This is a genomic window from Priestia sp. 53B2 (assembly GCF_056099005.1).
Map to the genome: position 1 here is coordinate 1 of NZ_JBLZXA010000002.1, position 5478 is coordinate 5478.

A 5478-nucleotide genomic window follows, 5' to 3' on the forward strand; every position below is an offset into this window, starting at 1 on the left:
GACGGGATAAGTGCTGAAAGCATCTAAGCATGAAGCCCCCCTCAAGATGAGATTTCCCATAGCGCAAGCTAGTAAGATCCCTGAAAGATGATCAGGTTGATAGGTCAGAGGTGGAAGCGTGGCGACACGTGTAGCTGACTGATACTAATCGATCGAGGACTTAACCAAGATTTGAAAAGCACATGCTTTACTCAGCAACTGTTACCTAGTTTTGAGAGAACAATCTCATGTCTGGTGGCGATAGCGAAGAGGTCACACCCGTTCCCATACCGAACACGGAAGTTAAGCTCTTTAGCGCCAATGGTAGTCGGGACTTTGTCCCCGTGAGAGTAGGACGCTGCCAGGCAAAATAAAAAAAAGCATGTCATTGAATGACATGCTTTTTTTTATATATGTACTTCGCTGAATTTGACTTCTACGAAGTAAGATGTTAAGTTGAAGTTATTACATTATCACGAGTGGGGGATTTAGATTGAAAAAAAACAAACTAGAGGTTATTCCGCTGATTGATGATTTTAGCCAGTGGTTAGCAGAAGCAGACAAATCTGATAACACTATTAAAACGTACCGTGCAGTACTTAATCAATTCCATGAATGGCTTCTCAGTGAGGGAATGGATCTGAATCAATTAAAGAAAAAAGATGTTCAACAATATATTACTTATCTTGAGTCTCAAAATAAAAGCTTAGCAACTGTAGAAAAAGCTTTTGCTACAATCAGTATGTTTGCTCGCTTTCTTAAGAAATTAGATGTAGTTCAAGACATCAAACGTAAACAGAAAGATAAAAAGAATCAAGAAGCACCAGATTCTTTAACGCTGGATGAGTGCAATCATTTATTAGCTGAAGTAAAAAAAGACGGCAACCCTCGTGATATTGCTATCGTATATGTTTTACTTCATACAGGAATTCGAGTATCTGAATTGTGCGGGTTAAACCAAGATGATATTAATTTAACTACAAATCAAAGTTCTTTAACTGTTCATGAATCTAGAGGTGAAAAGGGCCGTACTATACCACTTTCTAAAGAAGTGAAATATTACTTAGAGAAATACATTACGTCTCAGAACAATGAAAAAGAATTTTTATTTGAGTCAAATTTTCATCAAAGAATAACTCCAAGAGCTGTTCAATATATGTTAAAGAAATACAATGTAACCCCTCATAAGTTACGTCATACATTTTGTAATCAATTAGTTCAAAAAGGAATTGATATTGCAGTTGTTGCTGAATTAGCAGGTCATTTAGATATCAACGTAACGAAAAAATATCTAAAGTCACCTGTTCAGAATTTAGATTCAGCCATCAAACAGGCGTTTTCTTAAACAAACCAATACAACAAAAGTGACACTATGTTGCATTCAACGTAGATGAAAAATAAAGAAGAACCCTTATCTATCAAGGGTTCTTCTTTATTTTTGAATATGATAAACTAATCAATACAACATATTAAATACATAGATATAGTTCAATGTAACATACTGAATATGTAGAGAGGTGAATTTTATGCTTATTAAAGGACAACAGACCGTTGAACCCATTCGAGATCCAGAAAAGATTCGTATGATGAAAGAACATTTACTACATAAATCCTATCGCGATTATTTTCTTTTTGTCTTTGGTATCAATTCTGGGTTGCGCATTAGCGATATTTTACCTTTAAGGGTCTTGGATGTCCGTTCGGCCGATCATCTTCGTTTTCGAGAACAAAAAACAGGCCACGTACGAAAAATTCGAATTCCACATAACCTTCAACAAGAGATTGAAAAATACACGCGTCATATGGCCGATTCTGACCTCCTTTTCCCTTCTCGGAAGGGTACAAGTCATGTTCGGCGAGAAACAGCCTGGAGGACCATTAACGGCGCTGCACGCGCGTGTGGCATTAAAGGGGCCATCGGTACCCATACCATGAGAAAAACATTTGGCTATCACTTCTATCAACGAACGAAAGACGTGGCCATGTTGCAACAAATCTTTGGCCACTCGGCGCCATCCGTCACACTCCGATATATTGGGATTACAGATGACATGATTGATCGAACGTTAGAAGATTTTGCGTTATAAAGAAGACATAATCGTAGAGTAAGATGGCTGCTTAAACTAGAGGCATACAGCCATCTTATGCTATAGATATGCCTTCTTTTTTTGTTTATTCCTGCCGAAAACAACGGCGGCCATCTTGCTCATGTAAAACCTTTTTTTCATGAGCTTCCTAAAATAACGTGGCCGCCTCTCTAAATTCCTAAAGAGCATAAGGGATTTTTGCTATCACAGGGTGTGATAGGCTAGGCAAAGCCTAGCAAAACCGTGATAGCAGAGAAAATCGCTATATGTCCCCCTTGAGTCCCCTTTTTTGGGCGGATGTCCCTTTCACGTCCCTCTTTAAAATCATAAAGTCCCCTTTGTGTCCCCCTATTTTGAAGCCATGTCCCCTTTACGTCCCCATCATTTAATGTCCTTTTTCTAACTTTTACAGCAACGTTCACTTTAATTTTTAAAAGAATTTCATATTTTTTATTTCAATTACATGCTAATAAAAAACAACCTTATACAGAGTAAGGTTGTTACCAATGTAAGTAAAGTAAGTGGCCGTCTAGGCCATGGTCCGTCATAACCTTTTAAAAAATATAGGTAAATATAATTTCGTTAAACTTGACTTCTACGAAATTATATTATAAGATAAATTATGTAGTCGATAGACGATTTAGCAACTTGAAGACTAATCCTACGATGCACGTTATGCCCTATTTGTTTTGAACCGTACTGTTTAATCGGGATTCTTATATTTGTTAACTGATGCCATGCCTGTCTATAAAACAGGATCGCAGGAATGTTAACATGCGGAAACCCACCTGCGAGATCGCGGGTTCACAAAACAGATTGGGAAGACGACATAAGTGGGAACTATTTTTCCTATACATACCGTGCTAGACGGGGAGATGGCGGTGCCTTGTAACCTGCAATCCGCCTTAGCAGGGTTGAATCCTCACTAGAGGTATTGTTTAGGTAAGGTCAGGCTTGTACAAGTAGTGTTGAAAGCTGGGTCCTGCGCAATAGAAATCTATGAACATGGTCAGGTCTGGAAGGAAGCAGCCATAAGTAGAACCTTCTATGTGTTGTAGACTAACCTAGCCGAGCTAACTATACATGCAGCGCTTATTTATCCATATCAACGGTGAGTGCACGGTTTTTAAAAGACAGTTGTACAAAATGAAGACTTTTATTAATTAAGGGTTTTCGTTTTGTACAACTGTCTTTTTTGTTTAAAAACCTTAATTTATTATCACTTCCAAATTTCCCACCATTTTTTCTGATTCCTTTTACGTTTGGCCGCCAGTAGTTCATCTATGTATTTTCCTTGTTCCTGTTGCTGCTTCCGCAGTTCCGCAACAATGTTCCGCAACTCGTTAATTTCTTCTTTTTGATGGGCCATCAGCTGCATCGTAACAGTAACTTGGTTCATTAGTTCATGGAATTGTTCATCCATGTTAATTTGGACAGAAATTTCATTAAAATTAGGCTGCTGCTGCGCTGCTGCGGTTGTGGCTGCGGTTTCGTTTTCAACCTCCATATTCCTTGCAACCATTAGGGCTAAACCCTCTTCTATCTCGGCTGCGTTTAGACTGCGATTGAAACCTTCCGCAATGAAACGCAATATATCTATAGTCTCTCGGCGATACCGGCGGCCACGTCCTTTTCCTGTAAAAGGTATGTAATTGATAAAGCGATCTCTATAGTAACGGACAGTAGATTCAGGCATGTTCAATTCTTTTGCGATTTCTGCAATAGTTAGCAGTGACTTCTCCATGTTTAATCTCCTAACTCCATTAAGATATTCACTTTATATCTCCAGCATTAAGCTTCTAAAAAATTATAATATAACGGATGTTCAGGATTAAAATGTTTGCGTCTAGCTTCAAGTGCAAGCATTCCTCTTAAAGTTCCAAAGAAATATCCTTGAAAGTCTTTTTTAATTTTATTTTGTTTAAGAGCATAAATAGCCTCTTTGAATGCTTGAAGGATAAGAGGCATGATGTCTTCTGAAGGTACATTTAAACCACTTATTTTATTAGCTAAACAAGCTTTCTTCCAAATGTCATGTATCTCCTTAGCATCGTTAAAAAAGACTTTTACGGTATTTTTAAAAGCCTCAGGAACAATTGAAGGTGTAAATTCTGCTGATAAGTGGACCGATCCTGTACGTAATTTATTTAAAGAATTAATAGTTAAATTATTGGTAGAATTTTTTTTTGTCTCAGATTCCTTACTCTCACAAGCAGTTTCAGCGTTTTGGCTTTGGAAATCTCCTTGGAAATCCTCTAAATTCAAATAGTTGTTCCAGTTTTCAAAGTAAGGATGATCAACAAATAAATGCATTGGACAACCACGGCCATTATGGTTACTAAGGCCCCGATAAACCGTTACAATTAACCCCTTTTTTCGTAACATGGCTAAAACATTTCTGACCGTACGATCAGAAACTTCGTAGCGTTCTCCTAAATATTGATCACTTGCGTAAACGAAGCCGCGTTCCGCAGCGAAGAAGCATAACATATCAATTGCTTTTCTCGTTCCTTCTTTCAATCGGTAAAAAGTGTCCCCGTATGTTCTCATTACTTTCTCTAAAAGGATCTTTTTCATTTCTTTCTTTTGATGTGCTCTTTCTGCATATGATTGATAATTTGTCATATGCAGAAATTCTTCATGAGTTACGATTCTGCTTACTGTCATTTCTATCTCCCTCTCCAATTAGGAAACAAAAAAAGGTGTGTTTACCGCTTATAAACGGTAAACACACCTTTCCTAGACAGAAAAGTAATACTTCCCCTTGTCAATTGCACATTTATATCGTAAAATACCAACATAAATATGTTTTTCACAAGGTTGAAGCAACATGTTTACCGTGGTATCGTCACGGTGGACGTTGTAGGTAGAAGCTGCCGTGGTGTTGTCACGGTAAAGTTTTGAGGACGGCCATCCTCATAATAAGCTTTTCTACAACACGCTTTGACCTTTTTTCATGTTCCGAACATATGTAATTGATTTATTTATACCAAAATTAACTAAACTACACAAGATAGCTTAAGTAATTCTTTCAATTAACAGACTAACAAAAAAATATAAATATTTTAGTTTTAGAAGTTGACTTCCACGAAACTATCATGTAATATGGAGAATGTGATTGAGATCCGGAAGGAACCATCACGTTTTGGAAAAAAATAAATTTTCGCAGAAGTTGACTTTTACGAAAATAAGAGTTATACTTAATAAAGTAATCAACATTAAAAGTAAATTTATTGACAAGGTTCATTTCTTTTTATAGAATGATATTCTGTCTTTGAAATTGCTCTTTGAAAACTGAACAAAGCGACAAACGTCAACGTTAATTTTTTTATTTTATATGAGCAATCAAACATTTCTTCGGAGAGTTTGATCCTGGCTCAGGATGAACGCTGGCGGCGTGCCTAATACATGC

4 protein-coding genes, 2 rRNA genes and 2 other RNA genes are annotated in these 5478 nt (G+C 37.2%); 6 read left to right on the forward strand and 2 right to left on the reverse strand.

The window, feature by feature from the left end:
- From ACN6NE_RS02480 to ffs, 6 genes are all read left to right on the forward strand, one after another.
- Nucleotides 1–168 (forward strand): 23S ribosomal RNA (locus ACN6NE_RS02480); the annotation flags it as partial.
- Between the two features lie 62 nt (nucleotides 169–230).
- Nucleotides 231–346, forward strand: a 5S ribosomal RNA gene (gene rrf, locus ACN6NE_RS02485).
- 126 nt (nucleotides 347–472) lie between these two features.
- The gene (locus tag ACN6NE_RS02490) at nucleotides 473–1324 is read left to right on the forward strand and encodes a tyrosine-type recombinase/integrase (RefSeq protein WP_129703595.1); all 852 of its coding nucleotides are present in this window, start codon (nucleotides 473–475) and stop codon (nucleotides 1322–1324) included.
- Nucleotides 1325–1505: 181 nt separating this feature from the next.
- Nucleotides 1506–2066 carry a site-specific integrase gene (locus tag ACN6NE_RS02495; protein ID WP_129703593.1) on the forward strand — a complete coding sequence of 187 codons (561 nt, stop codon included), beginning with the start codon at nucleotides 1506–1508 and terminating at the stop codon, nucleotides 2064–2066.
- Between the two features lie 655 nt (nucleotides 2067–2721).
- Nucleotides 2722–2910, forward strand: a non-coding RNA gene (gene ssrS / locus ACN6NE_RS02500) — 6S RNA.
- 14 nt (nucleotides 2911–2924) lie between these two features.
- An RNA gene (gene ffs, locus ACN6NE_RS02505) (signal recognition particle sRNA large type) lies at nucleotides 2925–3189 on the forward strand.
- A 96-nt stretch (nucleotides 3190–3285) separates the two neighbouring features.
- Here ffs and ACN6NE_RS02510 read toward each other — a convergent pair.
- Nucleotides 3286–3810, reverse strand: coding sequence for a MerR family transcriptional regulator (locus ACN6NE_RS02510; RefSeq protein ID WP_129703591.1), 525 nt, complete (start codon nucleotides 3808–3810; stop codon nucleotides 3286–3288).
- A gap of 47 nt (nucleotides 3811–3857) precedes the next feature.
- Complete coding sequence (locus ACN6NE_RS02515) at nucleotides 3858–4691, reverse strand: helix-turn-helix domain-containing protein (protein ID WP_129703589.1); 834 nt, start codon at nucleotides 4689–4691, stop codon at nucleotides 3858–3860.
- Nucleotides 4692–5478 lie beyond the last annotated feature (787 nt).

Coding starts and splice junctions, on each gene's coding strand:
- ACN6NE_RS02510 (WP_129703591.1), bottom strand. CDS start 3,810: ATGGAGAAGTCACTGCTAACTATTGCAGAAATCGCAAAAGAATTGAAC.
- ACN6NE_RS02515 (WP_129703589.1), bottom strand. CDS start 4,691: ATGACAAATTATCAATCATATGCAGAAAGAGCACATCAAAAGAAAGAA.
- ACN6NE_RS02495 (WP_129703593.1), top strand. CDS start 1,506: ATGCTTATTAAAGGACAACAGACCGTTGAACCCATTCGAGATCCAGAA.